15 protein-coding genes, 1 tRNA gene and 3 other RNA genes are annotated in these 21147 nt (G+C 66.1%); 14 read left to right on the plus strand and 5 right to left on the minus strand.

Annotation, left to right across the window (positions count from 1 at the left end):
- Nucleotides 1–114: 114 nt before the first annotated feature.
- Both RQH86_RS11745 and RQH86_RS11750 read left to right on the plus strand, forming a co-directional pair.
- A complete protein-coding gene (locus RQH86_RS11745; RefSeq protein WP_115561062.1) occupies nucleotides 115–1743 on the plus strand; it encodes a GGDEF domain-containing protein in 1629 nt (542 codons plus the stop codon).
- Nucleotides 1744–1803: 60 nt separating this feature from the next.
- A non-coding RNA gene (locus tag RQH86_RS11750) (sX9 sRNA) lies at nucleotides 1804–1879 on the plus strand.
- Between the two features lie 14 nt (nucleotides 1880–1893).
- Here RQH86_RS11750 and RQH86_RS11755 read toward each other — a convergent pair.
- Nucleotides 1894–2835: a DUF808 domain-containing protein gene (locus RQH86_RS11755; protein WP_115561061.1), complete on the minus strand. Its 942-nt coding sequence runs from the start codon at nucleotides 2833–2835 to the stop codon at nucleotides 1894–1896.
- Between the two features lie 255 nt (nucleotides 2836–3090).
- Between RQH86_RS11755 and RQH86_RS11760 the strand changes: the two genes are divergently transcribed.
- From RQH86_RS11760 to RQH86_RS11770, 3 genes are all read left to right on the plus strand, one after another.
- Entirely contained in the window at nucleotides 3091–4815 is a 1725-nt protein-coding gene (locus RQH86_RS11760) for an AarF/UbiB family protein (protein ID WP_311239545.1), read from the plus strand.
- A 481-nt stretch (nucleotides 4816–5296) separates the two neighbouring features.
- Nucleotides 5297–5372, plus strand: a non-coding RNA gene (locus RQH86_RS11765) — sX9 sRNA.
- A 152-nt stretch (nucleotides 5373–5524) separates the two neighbouring features.
- On the plus strand, nucleotides 5525–7633 hold the full coding sequence (locus RQH86_RS11770; protein ID WP_311239544.1) for a phosphoglycerol transferase I: 2109 nt from the start codon (nucleotides 5525–5527) through the stop codon (nucleotides 7631–7633).
- A 130-nt stretch (nucleotides 7634–7763) separates the two neighbouring features.
- Here RQH86_RS11770 and RQH86_RS11775 read toward each other — a convergent pair whose 3' ends face one another.
- Nucleotides 7764–10187: a DUF3772 domain-containing protein gene (locus RQH86_RS11775; protein ID WP_311239555.1), complete on the minus strand. Its 2424-nt coding sequence runs from the start codon at nucleotides 10185–10187 to the stop codon at nucleotides 7764–7766.
- A gap of 351 nt (nucleotides 10188–10538) precedes the next feature.
- On the opposite strand from RQH86_RS11775, the gene RQH86_RS11780 reads away from it, so the two are divergent.
- Nucleotides 10539–10880, plus strand: coding sequence for an HPF/RaiA family ribosome-associated protein (locus tag RQH86_RS11780; protein WP_055853941.1), 342 nt, complete (start codon nucleotides 10539–10541; stop codon nucleotides 10878–10880).
- Nucleotides 10881–11305: 425 nt separating this feature from the next.
- Here RQH86_RS11780 and RQH86_RS11785 read toward each other — a convergent pair.
- Nucleotides 11306–11382, minus strand: a tRNA-Arg gene (locus tag RQH86_RS11785).
- A 296-nt stretch (nucleotides 11383–11678) separates the two neighbouring features.
- Here RQH86_RS11785 and ubiA point away from each other — a divergent pair.
- A complete protein-coding gene (gene ubiA / locus RQH86_RS11790; protein ID WP_311239543.1) occupies nucleotides 11679–12578 on the plus strand; it encodes a 4-hydroxybenzoate octaprenyltransferase in 900 nt (299 codons plus the stop codon).
- 644 nt (nucleotides 12579–13222) lie between these two features.
- On the opposite strand, the gene RQH86_RS11795 is transcribed toward ubiA, so the two are convergent.
- Nucleotides 13223–13948: a ComF family protein gene (locus RQH86_RS11795; protein ID WP_193553172.1), complete on the minus strand. Its 726-nt coding sequence runs from the start codon at nucleotides 13946–13948 to the stop codon at nucleotides 13223–13225.
- Between the two features lie 49 nt (nucleotides 13949–13997).
- Here RQH86_RS11795 and bioB point away from each other — a divergent pair, with 49 nt between their 5' ends.
- Both bioB and bioF read left to right on the plus strand, forming a co-directional pair.
- Nucleotides 13998–15032, plus strand: a complete 1035-nt coding sequence (gene bioB, locus RQH86_RS11800) for a biotin synthase BioB (RefSeq protein ID WP_115561056.1) — start codon at nucleotides 13998–14000, stop codon at nucleotides 15030–15032.
- Nucleotides 15033–15238: 206 nt separating this feature from the next.
- The gene (gene bioF / locus RQH86_RS11805; RefSeq protein WP_055853344.1) at nucleotides 15239–16444 is read left to right on the plus strand and encodes an 8-amino-7-oxononanoate synthase; all 1206 of its coding nucleotides are present in this window, start codon (nucleotides 15239–15241) and stop codon (nucleotides 16442–16444) included.
- A gap of 4 nt (nucleotides 16445–16448) precedes the next feature.
- Here bioF and RQH86_RS11810 read toward each other — a convergent pair.
- A non-coding RNA gene (locus tag RQH86_RS11810) (sX9 sRNA) lies at nucleotides 16449–16524 on the minus strand.
- Between the two features lie 348 nt (nucleotides 16525–16872).
- Here RQH86_RS11810 and RQH86_RS11815 point away from each other — a divergent pair.
- From RQH86_RS11815 to lpxO, 5 genes are all read left to right on the plus strand, one after another.
- Nucleotides 16873–17256, plus strand: a complete 384-nt coding sequence (locus tag RQH86_RS11815) for a hypothetical protein (RefSeq protein ID WP_311239542.1) — start codon at nucleotides 16873–16875, stop codon at nucleotides 17254–17256.
- A gap of 28 nt (nucleotides 17257–17284) precedes the next feature.
- The gene (bioH, locus tag RQH86_RS11820) at nucleotides 17285–18046 is read left to right on the plus strand and encodes a pimeloyl-ACP methyl ester esterase BioH (RefSeq protein ID WP_311239541.1); all 762 of its coding nucleotides are present in this window, start codon (nucleotides 17285–17287) and stop codon (nucleotides 18044–18046) included.
- A 44-nt stretch (nucleotides 18047–18090) separates the two neighbouring features.
- Entirely contained in the window at nucleotides 18091–18873 is a 783-nt protein-coding gene (locus RQH86_RS11825) for an SDR family oxidoreductase (protein ID WP_115561052.1), read from the plus strand.
- Between the two features lie 211 nt (nucleotides 18874–19084).
- Entirely contained in the window at nucleotides 19085–19969 is an 885-nt protein-coding gene (gene bioC, locus RQH86_RS11830; RefSeq protein WP_055853352.1) for a malonyl-ACP O-methyltransferase BioC, read from the plus strand.
- A gap of 197 nt (nucleotides 19970–20166) precedes the next feature.
- Nucleotides 20167–21072 carry a lipid A hydroxylase LpxO gene (gene lpxO, locus RQH86_RS11835; protein ID WP_311239540.1) on the plus strand — a complete coding sequence of 302 codons (906 nt, stop codon included), beginning with the start codon at nucleotides 20167–20169 and terminating at the stop codon, nucleotides 21070–21072.
- The last annotated feature ends 75 nt before the right edge of the window (nucleotides 21073–21147 follow it).

Here is a 21147-nt window from a genome sequence, read left to right on the forward strand (position 1 = left end):
GCGGCGTCGCGATTGGATGCATGCTGCGGAGTGCGCCATCCGGTCCGGTCTGCTCAAGCGACTCGCGTACGCGCCGATAACCAGCGATAGCACGTCGACCTTTCGAGACCTGGCATGACCGACCAGCCTGACCTTCCAAGCCGCCCGCGTGGCGGGCTGCGCCGTCTGTTGCCCTGGGGCGGCACGGACACCGCGCGCCCGGTCGCTGCGCTGCCGAGCGTGCGCGGCAGCGCGCATGCCGCGCCGGGGCTGGCGGCACATCAGCTGGTTCCCGCCAAGACCAAGTCCGGCGCGCACGATCCGGCGGCCGCCACCGCGATGCTCGTTCGTCTGTTTTCGCATGCAGCGCATCCCGAGGCACTGCTGCTGGCGTTCGCCGAAGGCATCGCCAGCCTGCACGGTGAGCTGGGCGACATGGGCGTACGCCTGAGCGCGGCCTACGCGGCCGGCGACTGGCCAGGCTACGGCCGCACGCTGCGCCAGCTGATCGACAAATACATCCGCACCATCGATATCGGCGACTCCATTGCCGAAGGCCGCACCGAAGCCGAACAGCTGCGCGACCTGCTGCGGCACGCGCTGGGCAACGCCCTGGCCACCCTGCTGCAACGCAGCCCCGAGCTGGCCGAAGAAGCCCAGACCCTGGCCTCGGCACTGCGCCATTGGCGCCCCGGGCACGAGTTGATCACGCTGGAGCAGCGACTGCGCGAACTGAGCCATCAGATCGGCCTGCGCGCCGAGGATGCCAGCGAACAACAGAACCTTTTGCTCGGCTTGTTCGACCTATTGTTGGAGAACGTCGGCGAACTCCTCGACGATCGCAGCTGGTTGCAGGGCCAGATCTCGGTGGTGCGGCAGCTGCTGGCCGGCCCGCTGGACGTGGAATCGATCGAGCAGGCGCGCGGTACCCTGCGCGAGGTGATCTACAAGCAGGGCCTGCTCAAGCAGGGCATTGCCGATTCCAAGAGCGCCATGCGCGAAATGATGGTGTCCTTCGTCGACCGGCTCGACGGCATGGCCACCAGCACCGGCGAGTATCACGACCGCGTTGCCGGCTATTCGCAGGCGATCGGCGACGCTCGCAGCATTCCCGACCTCAACCGCCTGCTGCAGGACGTGCTGCAGGACACCGCCGGGGTCCAGGCCCAGGCGCTGGCCGCGCGCGACGAACTGCTGTCCGCACGCCGCCAGGTCGAAGACGCCGAACAACGCATCGCCTCGCTCGAACAGGAACTCAACGCAGTCGCCGGACTGGTGCGCGAAGACCAGCTGACCGGCGCGCTCAACCGGCGCGGCTTCGAAGAACTGTTCCAGCGCGAAGCAGTGCGCACCCAACGCAGCGGCCAGCCGCTGTGCGTGGCGATGCTGGACCTGGACGACTTCCGCCGCCTCAACGAAGCCCACGGCCACGCCGGCGGCGACGCCGCGCTACGCCACACCGTCGATGTGGCCAAGGCAGTATTGCGTACCACCGATGCCATTGCCCGCTTCGGCGGCGAAGAATTCGTGCTGCTGCTGCCGGACTCGACCATCTTCGAGGCCAGCGCGGCGGTCATCCGCCTGCAACGTGCCATGGCGCAGCGCTCCTTGCTGCACGAAGACGTGCGGATCTTCATCAGCTTCAGCGCAGGCGTGGCGCTGCGCCATACCGACGAAACCCAGGACGAGCTGGTGCGCCGCGCCGACCGCGCCATGTACGACGCCAAAGCCGCGGGCAAGAATCGGGTGATCAGCGCAGATTAGGGCAGCTAACAAAACGACTGTGCTCACCGCCAGGCGGATGCGGTGAGTGCTCGGTGCGGCATGGTCCACTCGTCCGCTCCGTGTTCCTCCGCGCCGTCCGCACTCACCTACGAGTGCTCACTACGTTCTGGTAGCCGCTCCAAGACAAGATCAGTGCGCGGCCTTATTCCCGCGCAGCTTCTGGAACAACATCACGGCTCCCAGCACCACCGCACCGGCGACCACGCCGACCACCATGTTGCCCAGCGCTTCGACCAGCCAGCCCATGCCGCCGGCCGACTTGGCCAGATCCATGACGAGGTGGTGCAACGCTGGGATGTTGTGGACCAGGATGCCGCCGCCGACCAGGAACATCGCCAGCGTGCCTGCCACCGACAGGAACTTCATCAACCATGGCGCGGCCACCAGAATGCCGCGGCCGAGCGCCGCCAGCGACGCGCCCTTCTGGGTCAGGTACAGGCCCAGATCGTCCAGCTTCACGATCGCCGCGACCAGGCCGTACACGCCGATGGTCATCGCCAGCGCGATCGCCACCAGCACTGCCACCTGCTGGCCGAACGACACACCGGCCACCACGCCTAGCGACAGCACGATGATCTCCGCCGACAGGATGAAGTCGGTGCGGATCGCGCCCTTGACCTTGTCCTTTTCCAGCGCCACCACATCGACCTGTTCGTCGGCCAGCGCGCGGGTGCGCTCGGCATGCCGCTGCGCTTCTTCGTCCGCGTCGTGCAGGAACTTGTGCGCCAGCTTCTCCACGCCTTCGAAGCACAGGTAGGCGCCGCCGATCATCATCAGCGGCATCACCAGCGGCACGTTGTAGCCGCGTCCGCGCAGCCAGGCTTCCAGCGCGCTGATCGCCAACGCCGCCGGCACCAGGATCACCTTGTTGACCAGCGACCCCTTGGCGACTGCCCAGACCACCGGCAACTCGCGGTCGGCGCTGACGCCGGTCACCTGCTGCGCGTTGAGTGCCAGATCGTCGCCCAGCACGCCGGCGGTTTTCTTGGCCGCAACCTTGGTCAGGATGGAAACGTCGTCCAGCAGGGTGGCGATGTCGTCGAGCAGGGTAAACAGGCTGGCACCGGCCATGCGGAGGTCCTTCGAGGGTGGTCGTGCGTGAGTAGGCGTGAATTCTCGCCGATCCTGCGCCCGCATGGGGTGATGGCAGGCCATTGTGCGGTCGTTGCATGCCGTTGCCGGGCGGTTGCCGGCACTGCCAAGCCCAGGCCGGACACGTGCCAGCGCAGGCATCGGCAGCGCTCGCAACGCTGTCACTGCGCACCCGGATTCACCGGCTGACGACCCCGCGCTGGCCACACTCGCTGCTCGCATGACGCCCCGGAGATGGCCTTGAGTTCGAATGACCCGCACCGCACACCGGCTCCGGCAACGCACCCGGCCGATCAGGCCGTGGTGGGCGGCATGAGCCGGCGTACGCAGATCCTGCGCTTGTTGCTGCGGTACCGCGGGTCGGGTGTGTTTGCCGGCATGAATCTGGATCCGGCCGCCATCAACGAGTACGAGGTGCCGGCCGAAGGCACGCCCGACCAGTTCGTCTCCGACCTGGAATCGCTAGGCCCCACCTTCGTCAAACTCGGTCAGATGTTGTCCACGCGCCCGGACATCGTGCCGCCGGAGTTCGCCACCGCGCTGGAGCGCATGCAGGAAAACACCAGCTCGGTGCCGGTGGAACGCATCCGCCAGATCATCGAAGAAGAACTCGGCGTGTCGGTCAACAAAGCGTTCTCGTTCTTCGACCCGGTGCCGCTGGGCTGCGCCTCGCTGGCGCAGGTGCATCGGGCCGCGTTGCGCGATGGCACACCGGTGGCGATCAAGGTGCAAAAACCTGAAGTCGCCGCGCAAGTGCGCTCGGACCTGGATGTCCTCAAGAGTTTTGCCACCGCCGCCGACCGGCTCACCGGCATCGGCCGCCGCGTACGCTTTGCCGACTGGCTGGGCGAATTCGGCAAGACCCTGCGCGCCGAGCTCAATTACGAAGACGAAGCCGAAACCCTGGTGCGCTTCGGCAAACATCTCAAGCCGTTTCCGTTGTTGTGGATACCGCAACCGATCTGGGACCTGAGCAGCCGCAAGGTACTGACCATGCAGCTGGCCGAAGGCGTGCGCGTGGACAAGATCTCCGGCCTGCGTCGCACCGAGCAGCCGATGGATAATTTGGCGGCGGAGCTGGTCAAGGGCTATCTGGATCAGATGTTCGTGCATGGCGAAATCCATGCCGACCCGCATCCGGGCAACCTGCGTGTCTTGCAGGACGGGCGGCTGGCCATCTTCGACCTGGGCATGGTGGCGCATGTACCGCCGCGCCTGCGCGAGCGCCTGCTCAAGTTGCTGTTTGCCGCCGTCGACGGGCGCGGCGAAGAAGTGGCCGAAGAGACCATCGCGCTCAGCACGCGCCTGGAGGATTACGACGAAGACCGCTACCAGCGCGAAACCGGGCAGATGATCGCGCGCTATGCCGCGCACGACACCACCTCCGAAGGCCGCGTGGTACTGGATCTGGTGCGTATCGCCACCGCGAACGGACTGCGCACGCCACCTGAGCTGAGCCTGCTCGGCAAGACCCTGTTGAATCTGGAAGGCGTGTGCCGCGCGTTGTCGCCGAACCTGGACACGCGCCGCATCGTCGAACGCCACCTGCAGCATGTGATGCGCGCGCGGCTGAAAAAATCGCTGTCCGCCGCCAACCTGGCCAGCGAAGCGATGGAACTGCAGCATCTGGTGCGCGAAGGACCGCGCCGCATGTCCGAGATCCTGTCGCTGGCCGCGGAAAACCGCCTGCAGATGCGTGTCACCGGGCTGGAAGAATCGCATCTGATGGAAAGCCTGCAAAAGATTGCCAACCGCGTTGCAGCCGGCATCGTCACCGCTGCGCTGATCATGGCCTCGGCGCAGATGATGCGCATCGAAACCGGCCTGAAACTGTGGGGCTATCCAGCCATTGCGATGGTGCTGTTTCTGCTCGGCGTCGTGCTGGGCCTTGGCATCGTGCTCAGCGCACTGCTATTCGACCGCCGCGTCCGCGCACGCGAAGAGCGCGGGCACAGATAGGGGCCGACGAGTCAGCGCGCTCCCATTCGACAAAGCCCCTCTCCCACCGGGAGAGGGGTTGGGGTGAGGGTACGGGGCAACGCCGCTCATCGAGCCCATGCATCAAGCCTCGACGGCGTGACGCAAACCCCGCATCGCCCTCAACGACGCGCTGACGCAAACAGACGCAAACGCTCCCGCTAACGATATGACCGATTGCATCGATCAGTGAAGACCGAACCCGACGTAATCGGCCGATCTCGATCATCCACCGCCATTCGTGACCACGCACAACAGATGCGTCACGCACAGCGCATTGCCAAATTACCTTGCCAGCACCCAGTGCGACTGCCTTGAATCAACACCGCACGCACCGCCCCCACAGCACACCCAAACAACACTCCATGCGGATGCATACACCCGCATCGAACACAGCATTAAGAGCGGCTAACAAGACCACTGTACTTACCGCCAGGCGGGCGCAGCCGGCGCTCGGTGCGGCATGTACCACTCGTACACTGCGGTTCCTCCGTGCCGTCCACACCTACCTGACGACTGCTCGCTACGTGTTGTTTGCCGCTCTAAACCCACATCCAAACGCAACAAACATTTCAGTCAGCTTCAGCGCGGCATAGTCCGTCATCCGGGTGTCACATTGCAGGTGGCGCACAGGACATGGCGAGCAAGGCGTCCGGTACGCGCTCGCATCATTCCCCCACGGACGTTGCGCATGCATTGGATGTTGTTGTTCTCGTTGTTGCTATTGCTGTGGCTGTTGGTCGCCTCGCCGCGTCTGGCCTGGCTCAAAGCCGGCTTGCTGTCGCTGTTGCTGCTGCTGCTCAGCGCCTGGGGCTTGATCGACCGGCTCAGCGGCGACGGCGTCAATGCGGCCACGCTCTATCACCTGCGCGCAGACATGGACGGCGCCGGCGTCAGCGACTTTTCCGGCTACATCGCCGTGTTCATCGGCATGCTGCTGCTGTCATTAAGCCCGCTCATCCTGGTCAAGGTGCGCCGTTTCCGCCGCCCGCGCGGCGGCGGTGTGGTGTTCGGATCGTTCGTGGCGATGTTGTTGGTCAGCATCGCGCTGAGCCCGCTGTATCGCGATGGCAAACGGCTGTACTACCAGTTGCGTCCGGTCGATTACGCCACGGTGGTGCCGGAATATCAGGTGCCGCTGCAACCGCTGCAAAAGCGCAAGAACATCGTCTGGATCTACGGCGAGAGCCTGGAGCGCACCTACTTCGATGAGTCGGTGTTTCCGGGCCTGATGCCCAACCTGCGCGCGCTGGCCACCGAAGCGGTGGACGTACGCAATCTCAGTTCCACCGAAGGCAGCGGGTGGACCATCGCCGGCATGGTGGCCTCGATGTGCGGCGTGCCGCTGACCACCGCACCCGGCGATGAAAACAGCATGGATCGCATGGGCATGTTCCTGCCCGAAGCGCGCTGCCTGGGCGACTATCTCAAGGATCAGGGCTACCGCAATCACTACGTGGGCGGTGCCGATGCCAGCTTTGCCGGCAAGGGCCGTTTCCTGTCCAGCCATGGCTTCGACGTGGTGGATGACGTGCAGCATTTCCGCGATAAAGGCGTAGCGCCCAAGCACTTTTCCGCATGGGGCGTACACGACGACGTGTTGCTGGACGATGCCTGGGACAGCTTCCAGACCCTGTCGCGCGCCGGCCAACCGTTCATGCTGACCACGCTGACCATGGACACCCATCACCCGGCCGGCCACCTGCCGCTGGCGTGCAAGGGCCAGCGCTACGACAGCGCGCTGGGCGACATCGGTCTGTTGCATGCGATCAAGTGCAGCGACCGCCTGATCGGCGAGCTGGTGGCGCGCATCCGCAACAGTCGCTACGGCAACAACACCATCATCGTGATCGCGTCCGATCATCTGGCCATGCCGAACGATCTGAGCGATGTGTTGGCCCATCAGAAACGCGAAAACCTGCTGTTGTTTCTCGGCAAGGGCATCGCGCCGCAACAGGTGCTCACGCGCGCAGGCAGCACGCTCGATTCCGGTGCCACGCTACTGCAGTTGCTTGAGCCGGGCATGCGCACCCTGGGCTTCGGCCGCTCCCTGCTTGCCAGCGATGCACCGCCCAGCGCCAGCGTCGCCGCCAGTCGCGACAGCGGCAAGGATTACCCGCGCTATCTCGCCTTTGCGCGCACGCTCTGGACCGGGCAAAGCACCCGCATGCTGCGCGTCAACGGCAATGGCGATATGGTGGTGGGCGTGCAACAGGTGCGCCCGCCGGTGCTGCTCGAATACGACGAAGACACCCATCTGAAAACGGTGTATCTGGAAAACACCTCGCGCCAGTTCGACCGCACTCACAGCAAGGGCACGCTGGCCTACGTGGACCGCTGCACCGCATTCGAGGACGGCTCGGCCGATGGCGACTGGTGCGCGCTGGTCGTCGATCGCCAGCAAAACATGAAGCTCTACCGCGACCCGGACCTGACCCGCGGCATCGCCGTCGATGCGCCCCTGGATGCCACCCCGCAAGGTCCGCGCCCGCGCGTGCGTCAGCCGATCATGCTCACCCAATCCGCGCGCAAGACCGCTGCCGGCAGCTACATGCTCGAGCTCTACGCCAAGCGTCGCCCTACCCGCGCGTTCTGGGTGGAAGCGGTGTCGTCCGAGCGCAAGGTGATACTGGCCCAGCAATGGGTGGTGCCCGATGCCGCCGGACGCATCCGCATGCCGGTGGGCCTGGAGCATGCGGTGGAAGACTTGGAAATTCGCGCCTGGCTCGACTACACCGAAGATGTCAGCGTCGACGATCTGGCACTGGTCAAGGACACCCCGGTGGCCGACCGTTCGTAAAGCAGCAGTGCTGCCAAACGCATTCGCCTCGCAGGAGCGCGCTGGCGCGCGATGCAGCGTTACCGGCGATGTCCAACACATGCCGACGCACGTCTACGTCACGCACGTTAGGCGGGGTGCACACGCCGCATCACTGCGGCGCTGACGACGCGTCCTCGCCACCATCGCGTGCCACCGCCACCCCGGCACGACTGAAGCGGATTTCCTGCGGCGACTGCAGCGCAATCCCCACCGTCTCCATCCGCTGCAACAACGCAAAGAACAGCTCGCTGCGCACGCCATACGAATCGCGCGGGCTGCGCACGTAGGCGAACGAATTGAAGTTGACATGGCCGCCGGCCAGCGAGTCGATGAATACCGACGGCGCCGGCTCGGCCAGCACCTTGGCATGCTCGGCGAACAGTTCCAGCAGCATGTCGCGCACCTTCGCCACTTCGGTTTCCAGCGGTACCGAGAACTGCAATTGCACCCGCCCCATCGGATTGGACAGGGTCATGTTGCGCACGCTTTTGGTAATCAATTCCGAATTCGGCACGATCAGGGTGGAGCGATCGCCGACCTGGATTTCGGTCGCACGCACACTGATCTTGCGCACATCGCCTTCCTGGTCGCCGATACGCACCCAATCGCCGATTTTCACCGGCCGCTCGGCCAACAGGATCAACCCCGACACGAAGTTCTGCGTGATCGCCTGCAAACCGAAACCGATACCCACCGACAATGCGCTCAACACCAGAGCCAGCCGCTTCAGATCCAGACCCAATGCGGTCAGACCCCACACCACTACGATCAACCAGCCCAGATAGCGCGCCACCGTGCTGATCGAGTTGCGCGCCCCGTCATCGAGCTCGGTCTTGGGCAAATAGGTATTGAGCAGCCACTGCTGCACCACTTGCACCAGTCCCATGCCAAGCAGGAACACGCACAGCGCCCGGAACACATCGCCGGGAGTGATCACCAGTTCCTTGCCGATGGGGATGCCGTGCGCGATGTTCTCCGCCCAGTCGGTGACCACGTTGATGTTGGCGCCATACGGCGTCAACAGCACCGCAATGCCCAACAGCACCAGCAACACCCGCGCCGCCGCCGAGATCAGCAAGCCCAGCTGTACCAGGCGTCCGCTCCCGATGCTGAGCGCGTGCGACAGCGCGCGGCTGAAGCGCCCATCCGGCTTGAACAACCAGGTCATCAGATCGTCGGCAAAGATCACCAGCAAGCCGAGCAGGCTGCACACCAAGGTGATCCAGATGATCTGCCGCTCTACGAACAAGGCCAGATTGAGATAGCCGAACAAGGCCGCGATCAACGCGAAGATCACCGCCAGGTGGCCCAACAGGCGGATCAGCACGATAAAACCGCCACCGCGCGACACCACCGGCGGCGGCGCATCGCTATCGGGATCGGCCACGCCGGCATTGGCCGCATGCGCGCGTAACGACAGGCTCAAGCCAGCCAATGCCGACAGGATCAAGCCGGCGTACAGCAAGGCGGCCAGCGCGTCGGTGGCCGTGAGCAGCGCGCCGCTGCTGCCGGCTACCTCGTTGGTTTTCATCGCCATACCGCTGAACCAGATCACTGCCGCAGTGGCAAGACAATGCAGGCGCAGGCGATCGACAGTGGCATCGTCCAGCGGAAACAGGCGCCAGCTGGGCTGGTGTTTCATCAGCAGGCTGGCACTGAGCGAACCGACGAAGGCTGCCACCACACTGATGGCGACAAACCCGGTCAGCCATTGATCGAAATCCTCTGGCAGCTCGCTCAACGCGCGAATGCTTTCGGCCAGCACGAACGCCGCCACCCCCAGGCTCAGGGTGCCGACCAACAGGAACCACAGCGCCAGCCCGGAGCGCCTCAGGCGTCCGCCCGGCGCACGCGAGGCCGCGTAACGGCGCCCCAGGTGGCGCAGGAAAATACGCAGCGGGAGTGCCAGAAACAACGCGACCAAGGCACCGGTGATCAACCCACCCACGCCGTTGGCTGCGGTTCCCGCCTGCACCACCTGCACCGCCTTGCCGGACAGCGCCTGCAGGCGGCCACGATCGTCGGGCCATTGCTGTGTGATCTGGCCCCACAACGCAGGCGACAGCGGCGAGGCGACCCGCGTCGAGAGCTTGACGCTGAAGCGCTGCACCCGCTCGCGTTCGAGCCGATCGGCCAGGTCCTTGGCGTTGGAGACCAGCAGCGTGGCCCGGTCGAACTCGGCTTTCAACTGATCGCGCTCTTTGGTCAGCGATCTGCGTTGTTTGGACAGGTCGGCCAGTTCGTTGTCCTGCTGGACACCAAGCCCACTCAGCCGCTCATCGAGATCTTTGAGCGGCTGCTCCAACATGCGTACCAGGTCCTGCGCCTTCCGCTGGGTGCCGGTGACGTCATCGGTCAGCTTGACGAGCTGCTCGGTATCGGCCTTGTCCATGCCCGCGTCGGCCTTGGTCACCACCTGCTGCATGCTGTCCAGCTGGGTCTTCGTACTCTCCAGCTGCTTGTCCTCGTCCTGCGCCGCCGCCGCGCCCACGCAGACCGTCCACAGCACGGCCAGCAACAACAGACGCCGCACCACACCCCACGGAGTACTTCGAACAACTCGGAATTCGGACACAGGCAGGCATCGGACAGGCGCGGACCACCGCGGTGCCGGCATCTTAAGCCACTGCCTACAGCGCAGCCGATCGCCACTGCCAGCCGGGTTCAGGCTGGCAGAGCTCGCCAATATGCAATGGCAAGACGCAATGGGCGGCTCGTCAGCAAAGGCAGCTATCACGCCAGCAGCCGCATGTGACGTGGCATCCCCGCATCCAAACCTGCGCATGAACGTTGTGCGGCTTGTCACCTCGCGGCAACAGTGCGCTGTCGCAGAATCAGGTCACCGCTGCGGCAGACGCAGCGGATGACCGCGAAGGAGAACTCCATGCAGATTCAGATCCAGACCGACAAGCACGTGCCGCATGACCCGTCCGTCGTGCAGCATGTCGAGAAGACCTGCACCGCCCAGCTGGCGCATTTCGCCAACGACATCACCCGCGTCGAAGTGCATTTGCGCGACGAGAACGGCCAACGCGGCGGCGCAGCGGATCGAACCTGCAGTATCGAAGCGCACGTCGCCGGTTTGCCGCCGATCGCTGCCACCAATAGCGCCGAAACCACCGCCTCCGCCGTCACCGGCGCGGCCCGCAAGTTGCGCACCGCCATCGAACACGCGCGCGGCAAGCAGCACGCCAGGGCCACCGCACCGGCACCGGACAGCCTCTGATTCGCTTCAAAGGCAGGGCGTACGCGCCCTGCCTTTGCGTGAGCCCAGTGTCTGAGTGAGTCCAGCGTCGAGGCCTGTTCGGCGCACCACGTTCTTCGACACATGACGTGGGAGCGATTCGCCGCAGGCTTGAGCGCAGTCCGCAATGGACGCCTCGCATGGCGCTCACAGGCGCACTAAGCGAAGGCCATCAGCACTCACACACGATGACATCGGCCCACACTAGCGCTGCGAGGTAAACGTCCGGCTTCGCAGCGGTGCATCCGCGCTGCCGGGACAGAACATCACAAACTTCGACACCAGCACTGGCGACATGCAGCGTCACTTGCGACGCAAAGGCGCTTAGAAACCGTAAGACCTGACCCCAGAAACGACTTCGGCCCGCTGCAATGGAATGCCACTGCAGCGGGCCGAACGATGCGATCTGGTGCGCCCGGAGGGATTCGAACCCCCGACCAATGGCTTCGGAAGCCACTACTCTATCCGGCTGAGCTACGAGCGCCTGGCCGCGCATTATGCCAGAACCCGTGCCACCCGCGTGATGCCTTGGGCCGCTGGCGTCCGCAGACCGCCCGGCGGGAGCTGTCCAATGTGTTCCGCAGACTCCCTCATGCGGAGCGCACGCCCTCCCCGGAGCAGCCGACACCCGACGCAGCCACCGAGCCTCACGCACATGGTGCTTCGCCCCAGTTCCGACCGCAGATGCATGTCCCCGTGTTGACCGGAGTTCTTGCAGCCGGCACGTGCATGGCCGCATCCAGATGGCCGCATCCAGGGCGCGCTGCTACCCTTTGCAGCATGAGCAAGCATGGTTTCGAACAGGCACCCGCAGCGCCCGCGCTGACGTGGTCCGAGCGGCTGGGGCAATACTGGAAACTGGTGCGTGGCGACCGCCCGATCGGCAGCTTGCTGCTGCTCTGGCCCACCTGGTGGGCACTGTGGCTGACAGCCGACGGCATGCCACCGTTATGGACGTTGTTCGTGTTCACCGCCGGGGTCTGGCTGACCCGCTCGGCCGGCTGCGTGATCAACGACTACGCCGACCGCTGGCTGGACCCGCATGTAGAGCGCACCAAGTCGCGCCCGCTCGCCACCGGCGCGGTGTCCGGGCGCGAAGCGCTGTGGGTATTCGTGGTGCTGATGCTGGTGGCGTTCGCATTGGTGCTCAGCCTCAACTGGCTGACCGTGGCACTGAGCGTGCCCGGCGTGTTCCTGGCCGCGAGTTACCCCTATCTGAAGCGTCACACCCACCTACCGCAGGTCTACCTGGGCATGGCGTTCGGCTGGGGCATCCCGATGGGCTTTGCGGCGGTACAAGGCAGCGTGCCGTTGCTGGGCTGGTTGTTGTATGCAGCCAATATCCTGTGGGCGACCGCGTACGACACCTGGTACGCCATGGTCGACCGCGACGACGACATCCGCATGGGCAGCAAGTCCACCGCCATTCTGTTCGGCAAGTACGACCTGCTGGCGCAAGGCGCGCTCTATGCGGCGATGTTTGCGACCCTGGCAGCCGTCGGACTGCGCGCCGGCCTGGATGCAGCCTACTGGGCGGGCCTGGGCGTGGCGGCGGCGCTGGTGCTCTACGAATTCCGCATCGCCCGCCACCGCGAACGCGGCCCCTGCTTTCGCGCCTTCCTGCATAACAACTGGGTGGGTCTGGCGATCTTTGTCGGGATCGCGGCGGCGGTGCGTTAGCAGCGGGGATTGGGGATTCGTAGTTTGGGATTCGTAATTCGGGGTGTGGGCTTTGGGCTGTGGGGTTTGGGGTTTGGGGTTTGGGGTTTGGGGTTTGGGGTTTGGGAGACGCTAAAGGCTGTGCGCCAGGCTTTCCGAGCAGGCGATCTCTTTCCACAACCGCGCTGATAGAACCCGCACCGACCTGTCCAGATAAGGTCCAAAGTGCTGAGCGCCATTCCGCAGGCGACAAGCCCCTCTCCTGCGGGAGAGGGGTTGGGGTGAGGGTACGGGCCGATGCAACAAGCCCGCACTCGCATCAGCATCTGCGAGTGGCCTCGGCTCACTTCGCCCCTGTTTTAAGCGTTTTAAGCGCGACAGCAGTCCACCGACACTCGCGTCTTCGCCTGTGATCGCGCTCACCGAGTGAAAAGAACGCCCGCCTGCTACCCGAGAACCCAGGGCAGCGTCGCGCTAAAAGAACAGCACCCACCTGACCACCGCACCTGAAGCGAAGCGAGAACGCGTAACGCGCTTATCAGCCGCACAGAGCGGCAAAGCGCCAGCCCGCCCGACCCCGTCGTTGACCTAGCTTGCCACCACCTACCGCAGCCTTGCCTCAGCCCCCCGGCCATCTCAACCACAGATCGCTCCCAGCCACACCCTCACGGCACCCGCGCGCACACCCAGGCATCGACCCGCTGCACGCCCGCGCGTCGCAAGGCCAGCGCTGCGGCGTGCAGCGTGGCGCCGGTGGTCATCACGTCGTCCACCAGCGCCACATGTGCGGGCAAGGCGCCGCGTGCGATGAAGGCGTCGCGCAGATTGCGTTGGCGCTCGACGGCATCCAGCTCGGATTGCGGCGCCGTCGCACGCACGCGGCGCAGCAACGGCAAACACGGCAACCGCAGCGCGCGGCCCAGCGGTTTGGCCAGCTCAAGCGCTTGGTCGTAACCGCGCTGACGCAGGCGCTGCCGATGCAGGCTCACCGGCACCAGGGCCTGCGGCCGCGGCAACCGTGCGCAGCGCCTGGCCATCAATTCGCTGAGCAGTCGCCCTGCCGCCAGGTCCTGATGGAACTTGAAGCGCCGCAGCAACCCGTCCACCGGCCAACGATAGGTAAAGCATGCATGCACGCGCTGCAGCGGCGGGATCTGCTGCAGGCACTGCCCGCACAGTGCCACCCCATCGGAGGCGAACAGTTGGGTGGCGCAACACAGACAGGCATGGCCGTGCTCCGGCAATGCGGCCCGGCACGATGGACACAGATCGCAATCGGCCATGCCCGCTTCCGCGCAGACCAGGCACAGGCTTGGCAGCAGCAGGCGCAACACCCGTTGCGGCCACCTGTAAACCGACCCCACCTCTTCAAAGTTGACAGCCTCTTCCATGCTCACCAGACTGCCTGGCTTCCAAGCCGCTGACTGTCAGGAAACTCCGATGTCTGTTGTCGTACGCCATGACTGGGATCGCAAAGAGCTGCAGGCGTTGTTCGATCTGCCGTTCCCCGAGTTGCTGCATCACGCGGCCAGCGTGCACCGCGCACAGTTCGATCCGGCGCAGGTGCAGGTCTCCACGCTGCTGTCGGTCAAGACCGGCGGTTGCCCGGAAGATTGCGCTTACTGCCCGCAAGCGCAGCGCTACGACACCGGCGTGACCGCGCAAAAGCTGATGGAAACCGAAGAAGTGGTCGCCAAGGCACGCCAGGCCAAGGCCGCCGGCGCCTCGCGGTTCTGCATGGGCGCGGCGTGGCGCTCGCCGAAGGAGCGCGACATCCCCAAGGTGGCCGCGATGATCCGCGAGGTCAAAGCCATGGGCCTGGAAACCTGCGCCACGCTCGGCATGCTCGACGCCGGCCAGGCGCGCGCGCTCAAGGACGCCGGGCTGGATTACTACAACCACAATCTGGACACCGCGCCGGATTACTACGATTCCATCATCCACACCCGCCAGTACCAGGACCGCCTGAACACCCTGGAGCACGTGCGCGATGTGGGCCTGAAGACCTGCTGCGGCGGCATCGTCGGCATGGGCGAGACCCGCGAGCACCGCATCGGCCTGCTGCTGGCGCTGGCCACCTTGCCGGCACACCCGGACTCGGTGCCGATCAACCAGCTGGTGCAGGTCCCCGGCACGCCGCTGCACGGCACCCAGCAACTGGACCCGTTCGAGTTCGTGCGCATGATCGCGGTGGCACGCATCGTCATGCCCAAGTCGATGGTGCGCCTGTCCGCCGGCCGCGAGGCGATGAGCGACGAGCTGCAGGCGCTGTGCTTCCTGGCCGGCGCCAACTCGATCTTCTACGGCGAAAAACTGCTGACCACCGGCAACCCGGACACCGAGCGCGACCAGGCCCTGTTCCAGCGCCTGGGCCTGCGCCCGATGCAGATCACCGTCGACGCCGCCGACCACGATCACCCCGGCACGGTGCATGCGGACATCACCCGCGGCGCGGCGTGTGAGCACGCAGCGTGACGACGGCGCACGCCGTCCAAGGATGAACCTGCACTGCGCCCGGCCCTGCTGACCGCAGTAGGGCCAGGCGCGGCAGTAAACCGTCATGACTGGCAGCCCAAGCTCACCGGGCAGCCAACCCGCCCCCACCGGCCGTCGGTGCCGGCTGGGCGATGAGGCCGCGGCACGCTACGCTAGCGACCCTTCTTTCGTTGTCGAACTCCCTCATGGCTCGCCCCGATCTGCACGAACGGATTTCGTCGCTTCGCAAGTTGCGCGTCGCCCAGGAACGGGTGCGGGTGCGCCGCCAGGTCGGCCGCCGCGATGGCGTACGGCTGGAGATCGACGGCCGCTGGCTGACCGGTTTCTGTTCCAACGACTATCTGGGCCTGTCGCAACAGTTCGAAGTGGTTGCCGCCCTGCAGGACGCCGCCGCGCGCGATGGCGCCGGTGCGACCGCCTCGCATCTGATCTGCGGCCACCACACCGCACACGAAACGCTCGAGCGCGAAATCGCCGAGTGGCTGGGCTACCCGTCGGCGCTGCTGTTCGGGAGCGGCTTCATCGCCAATCTGGCCGTGCAGCAAGCCTTGCTCAGCGAAGAGGACGATGTCTGCGTGCAGGACCGGCTCAACCACGCCAGCCTGCTCGACGCCACGCGCCTGGCCGGCTGCCGGCTGCGGCGGTATCCGCATCTGGATGTAGAAGGCGCGATGCGCCAGCTCAAGGGCGCCCCCGAGGGCGCGGCGATGCTGGCCAGCGATGGCGTTTTCAGCATGGATGGCGATGTGGCGCCGCTGCGTGCCTTGAGCCTGGTGGCGCGCATGCAGGAGGCCTTGTTCTATGTCGACGATGCGCACGGCGTGGGCGTGCTGGGCCCGCAGGGGCGCGGCTGCGTCGCCGATGCAGGCCTGGGCGTTGCCGAAGTGCCGCTGCAATTGGTGACGCTGGGCAAAGCGCTCGGCGGCTACGGCGCGGTCGTGGTCGGCGAAGAAGCGCTGATCCGCCATCTGGCCGAAACCGCGCGCCCGTACATCTACACCACCGCCCTGCCGCCGGCGCAGGTAGCCGCCACCCTGGCTGCGGTACGGCTGGCGCGGCGCGACGATTGGCGGCGTGCGCGTCTGGTCGAACTGATCGGCAACTTCCGCGATGGCGCGCGCCGGCATGGGTTCGAACTGATGGCCTCCGACACGCCGATCCAGCCGCTGCTATGCGGCGAGGAAGCCACGGTGATGGCGATGTCGGCCGCACTCGAACAGGCCGGTTTCATGGTCGGCGCGATCCGCCCGCCCACCGTGCCCGAAGGCAAGGCGCGCCTGCGCGTGACCTTGTCGGCGCTGCATACGCCGCAGCAAGTGCAAGCATTGATCGAGGCGATCGTGCAGGCGCGCGACGTGGTCAGCCGGCAGCCACTGCGCGCGTCCGCTTAAGAGCGGCTAACACAACGTAGCGAGCAGTCGTCAGGTGGGTGTGGACGGCGCGGAAAAACCGGAGTGTACGCGTGGACCATGTCGCACCGAGCACTGCCCACGCCCGCCTGGCGGTGAGCAAAGTCGTTTTGTTCGCTGCTCTAAACCGTTGCCGGCAGCGCGCTCGTGCGCAACGCCGGACCGACGCGGCCGGCGCCCGGACGCTCGATGTATCGCGCGAATGGTTCGATGCGTGCGCACTGTCCAAGCGCACCTGCCGACTGCATGCAACCCTGCGTTGGCGGCCTTGGGCGCACGGCACCTCACCGCACGCCTGATCAACCCACTGCGGCAGCGCTTCGACTCGAACGCAGCCACCCGAGTGTCGACAGCTCCGCGCCGATACCGCAGCGTCCACGCGGGCAGTCACTCGGAACAAGTCCGCTGACATGGCAATGACCGCGCCCGAGACGCAAACCGCCACGCCGGCGCAACGCCGCGTCTGGGAGGCGCTGTCGCTGCTGTATCTGGACAGCGCGTGCGATGGCGACCACGCGCGCATTGCCCGGATCCTGGCCGCCTCGCCGTTTACATTGCCGCAACTGCGCACGATGCTGCTGCACGAGGTGCACCCGGCGCTGATCGGCAATCTGCGCAGCGTGGCCGGTGTGTGGGAGGGCTTCGATCACGACTGGTTGGCAGCGGCGATCGCCACACAGCGCGCGCGTCGCTGGCGTTGGCCGGATCGTTGGTGCTGGCGCCGGTATGCACGCCAGCAATGGGCAGTGCTGGCGCCTGCGATCAGCGCAGTGCGCACACACGCGGCACGCTGAGCGCGCGCCAATCGGCGACAATCCACGCATGCATATCGATGTCATCGGCCACGGGCCTGCGCTGGTTCTTCTGCACGGTTGGGCGTTGCACGGCGGCGTGTTCGCACCGCTGGTGGAGCGACTGTCGTCGCACTACCAACTGCATCTGGTCGATCTGCCCGGGCACGGTTTCAGTCATGACGACACCACGCCGTTGGCCTTGCCGTACGTGGTCGCCGCGATTGCCGCGGCCACGCCGCCGGCAGTGTGGGTGGGCTGGTCGCTGGGGGGCCTGTTTGCCTTGCATGCCGCCGCCACCCAACCGCAGGTGCGTGGGCTGGCGATGATCGCGGCAACGCCGCGCTTTGTGCGGGGTGCCGACTGGGCCGATGCGGTCGAGCGCGACGTGTTCGTGCAATTCGGCCAAGACCTGGCGCGCGATTACCGCGGCACCCTGGAGCGTTTTCTGGCGTTGGATACCTTGGGCTCGGCGCATGCGCGCGCCGAACTGCGCAGCCTGCGCGAAACGCTCACCGCACGCGGCGAGCCGGCGGCCGACGCCCTGCAACACGGCTTGCGCCTGCTCGAACGTACCGACCTGCGCCGCGCATTGCCGCAGCTGGCGCGCCCTAGTCTGTGGATTGCCGGGCAACGCGATCGGCTGGTGCCGGCCGCCGGCATGCACGCCGCCGCCGCGCTCGCGCCACACGCGCAGGCGCTCACCATCGCCGGCGGCGGTCACGCTCCGTTTCTCGGCCACGCCGATCAGGTAGCCGAGGCGTTGCAACGCTTCGTTGCGTCCGTGCCGTGAGCAGATCGCCGATCATGCGACTTCGCTGATCGAGGACACATCGCATGGATCTGGGAATCGCCGGGCGCTGGGCATTGGTCTGCGCTGCCAGCAAAGGGTTGGGCCTGGGTTGCGCCCGCGCGTTGGCGCGCGAAGGCGTCAACGTGGTGATCGCCGCACGCGGCCGCGCTGCACTGGACGCAGCCGCCGATGCGTTACGCGCACTGCCCGGCGCCGGAGACGTGCGCAGTGTCGTGGCCGATATCGCAACACCGGAAGGACGCGCCGCAGCGCTCGCAGCCTGCCCGCAGGTCGACATCCTGATCAATAACGCAGGCGGCCCGCCGCCGGGCGATTTCCGGCAGTGGGAACGCGAGGACTGGCTGCGCGCGCTGGACGCCAACATGCTGGCGCCGATCGAACTGATCCGCGCCACCGTCGATGCCATGCGTGCGCGCCGCTTCGGCCGCATCGTCAACATCACCTCCAGTGCGGTGAAGGCGCCGATCGACATCCTGGGCCTGTCCAACGGCGCACGTGCCGGCCTCACCGGCTTCGTTGCCGGGCTGGCGCGCAGCACGGTGGTCGACAACGTCACGCTCAACAATCTGTTGCCCGGCCAGTTCGCCACCGACCGCCTGCGCGGCAACTTCGCCGCCATCGCGCAACAGCAAGGTAGTACCGCCGAGGCGGTCGCCGCGCGCAAGCAGGCCGCCATCCCGGCCGGGCGCTTCGGCGAGCCGGATGAATTCGGCGCGGCTTGCGCGTTTCTGTGCAGCGCGCAGGCCGGCTATATCACCGGGCAAAACCTGCTGATCGACGGCGGCAGTTATCCGGGCACGTTCTAGCGCACCGGCCATGCGGAGCTTGTGGCAACCGCGGACGACGTCGCGGTTGTGTTCGGCCACGACTCGGCTTGTCGAAACACATTGCTAGTTCATTGCGGTCGCCACGCAGTCGCTGGCAGAGCGACCGCTCGCAGAGTTCTCCAGGCCGATTGCCACGCCACACCACGCATCGATTCCCTCCGCCGCGCCCACGGGCGACAATAGCGTCGTCATGAACAGCACTTTCGATCCCCGCCACGTCCGCCGCGCCTTTGCGCGGGCCGCCAACAGTTATGCCGCCGCCGCCGCGTTGCAGCGCGAAGTGGAAACGCGCCTGCTCGAATCGCTCGATTACCTGGGCGAGCAGGTGCCCAAGGTGGTGCTGGATGTCGGCGCCGGCCCCGGCCACGCCAGCGGCGCGATCAAGAAACGCTGGCCCAAGGCGCAGGTGATCGCGCTCGACCAGGCCATGCCGATGCTGCGCCAGGCGCGTAAGGCCGCCGGTTGGTGGAAGCCGTTCGCGCAGGTCTGCGCCGATGCGCGCGCGCTGCCGGTGGCCGACGGCAGCGTGGATGTGATCTTCAGCAACCTGTGCCTGCAGTGGGTGGAAGACCTGCCGGCAGTGTTCGCCGGGTTCCGCCGCGCGCTGCGGCCGGGCGGGCTGCTGTTGTGCTCCACCTTCGGGCCGGAAACCTTGATCGAGTTGCGCGACGCTTTCGCCCAGGCCGACACCGCCCCGCACGTCAGCCGCTTCCCGCCGATCGCGCAATTCGGCGATGCCTTGCTGATGTCCGGCTTCCGCGACCCGGTGCTGGACCGCGACCTGTTCACGCTCACCTATAACGACCTGCCCGCGCTGATGCGCGAGTTGCGTGCGATGGGCGCGACCAATGCGCTCAGCAACCGCCGCGCCACGCTGACCGGCCGTGGCCGCTTTGCCGCTGCCAGCGCCGCTTACGAACCGTTACGGCGGCCGGACGGCACCCTGCCCAGTTCCTGGGAAGTGATCTACGCGCACGCCTGGGCACCGGCACCGGGCGCGCCCATCCGCGAGCGCGGCCAGGACATCGCCAGCGTGCCGGTGTCCTCCATCCCGATCCGCCGCCGCATCGACTGACCGCGCTGCGGTGCACATCGCCCGCCGCCGCGCGCCTGTGCCGGTGATACACAGCATTGCGCCGACGCCGATGCTGCGCCGGCGGGCTTTGTAGTGACTGCCGGTAGAATTCATTAATAAAGTGCCGCGATCCTGTGCTGGCCTACCCGCTTCTGGTCCCCGCCCCAAGCGACCCCCGCCCCCAAACGGTTTCCCCCATGTTGAAGTGGCTTCTCATCGCGCTGTTCATCGCGTCGGCGCTGTACATCCATTACCGCGGTCGCGTGCGGCACCGGCTCAGCCGGCAGCTGCTCGACCATTCCACCTTCATGGCGCCGATCAACACGCTGATGTACCTGTGTTCGCGCGTGCCGACCACACCGTTTATCGACCCGGGCAAGGAATTCCCCGAGCTGGCGCCGCTGCGCGCCAACTGGCCGGTGATCCGCGATGAAGCGGTGGCGTTGCAGCAGATGCAGAAGATCCGCGCCGCCGACGGCTATACCGATATCGGCTTCAACTCGTTTTTCCGCCGCGGCTGGAAGCGCTTCTATCTGAAGTGGTACGGCACCGCGCACCCGTCGGCGGCCGAGTTGTGCCCGCAGACCACCGCGTTGCTCAAGTCCATCCCCACGGTGAAAGCGGCGATGTTCGCCGAGCTGCCGCCGGGGAGCGAGCTGCGCCCGCACCGCGACCCGTTCGCCGGCTCGATGCGCCTGCACCTGGGCCTGGCCACGCCCAACGACGACCGCTGCTTCATCGACGTCGATGGCCAGCGCCACAGTTGGCGCGACGGCGAGTGGACCATGTTCGACGAGACCTATATCCATCATGCGCGCAATGACACCGACCAGGACCGCATCATCCTGTTCTGCGATATCGAACGCCCGATGCGTTGGCGCTGGGCGTCGGCGCTGAATCGCTTCGTCGGCCGCAGCCTGCTGTCGGCCGGCGCATCGCCCAATCAGGACGGCGACAAGACAGGCGGCATCAACCGCGTGTTTCGGTATTTCTACGCGGCGCGCCTGAAAGCCAAAGCGTTGAAAGAGCGCAACAACCCGCTGTACCAGGTGCTCAAGTGGAGCATCTTCATCCTGGTGGTGATCGGTATCGTGCGGCTGTAACGCCCGACCACCCGCGTAGGAGCGCACCTGGGCGCGACGAGGCATTCCCGGTAACGCTTCATCGCGCCCGGGTGC

Source organism: Xanthomonas sp. WCS2018Noco2-27 (genome assembly GCF_031843525.1).
Classification (GTDB): domain Bacteria; phylum Pseudomonadota; class Gammaproteobacteria; order Xanthomonadales; family Xanthomonadaceae; genus Xanthomonas.